This window comes from Exiguobacterium sp. SH1S1, from assembly GCF_004337245.1.
GTDB lineage: Bacteria > Bacillota > Bacilli > Exiguobacteriales > Exiguobacteriaceae > Exiguobacterium > Exiguobacterium aurantiacum_A.
In genome coordinates this window covers 1-906 of sequence record NZ_SJUZ01000023.1, presented here as the reverse complement: position 1 = coordinate 906, position 906 = coordinate 1, and the positions used below count along the sequence as shown (strand labels likewise).

The following is a 906-nucleotide window of genomic DNA, read 5'->3' as shown; positions in this document are numbered from 1 at the left end:
GCCTCGTACAAGCCCCTGTTCCCGTTCCTCGCCGAGGCGGACAGCCTCGCGCTCGCGAACGCGAAGCTTCACCTCGACGCGGCGTTCGCGAAGTTCTTCGCCGGGACGGCCGGCTTCCCGGTGTTCAAGTCGAGACGGAAATCGCGCGCCTCCTACACGACGAACAACCAGCACGGCACGATCCGCATCGAGGGGGACCGGGTCCGGCTCCCGAAGGTCGGGTTCATCCGCTTCACACAGCACCGAATCTTCGACGGCGTCATTCGGTCGGCGACCGTGTCGATGACGAAGACGGGCAAGTTCTTCGTGTCGCTCCTCGTCGAGCAGCCCGACGAGCCGTGGGTCCCGGCCGAGCACAAGATCGGGATCGACCTCGGCCTCGGGGACTTCGCCGTCATGACGAACGACGCGCTCGTCACGGAGAAGGTCCCGAACCCGCGCAACCTGCGCGAGGCCGAGGAACGGCTGAGACGGGCGCAGCGCTCGCTCTCCCGCAAGAAGCCCGGCAGCCGGAACCGCGAGAAGGCGCGGCTCCTATTGGCCAAAAAGCATGAAAAGGTACGGAACCGCCGACATGACTTCCTCCACAGGCTGTCACGACGCATCGTCGACGAGAACCAAGTCGTCGTCGTCGAGACGCTGAAACCGAGGGAGATGATGCAGGACCGCCGCCTGGCGAGGTCGATCGGGGACGCCGGATGGGGCGAGTTCGTCCGCCAGCTCGCCTACAAATGCAGGTTCCACGGCCGCACACTGATCCAGGCCGACCCGTGGTTCGCCTCGACCCAGGTCTGTTCGGCCTGTGGCGAGAACGGCGGCAAGAAGGACCTGCACGTCCGCGAGTGGACATGCGCCGTATGCGGCACGCACCATGACCGCGACGTCAACGCGAGCCTCAACCTGTTG

1 protein-coding gene is annotated in these 906 nt (G+C 65.8%); it reads left to right on the top strand.

Annotated elements, in window-relative coordinates:
* Positions 1–906, top strand: a 906-nt coding sequence (locus EVJ23_RS15030; RefSeq protein WP_131470825.1) for an RNA-guided endonuclease TnpB family protein, incomplete at both ends; no start/stop codon positions are given.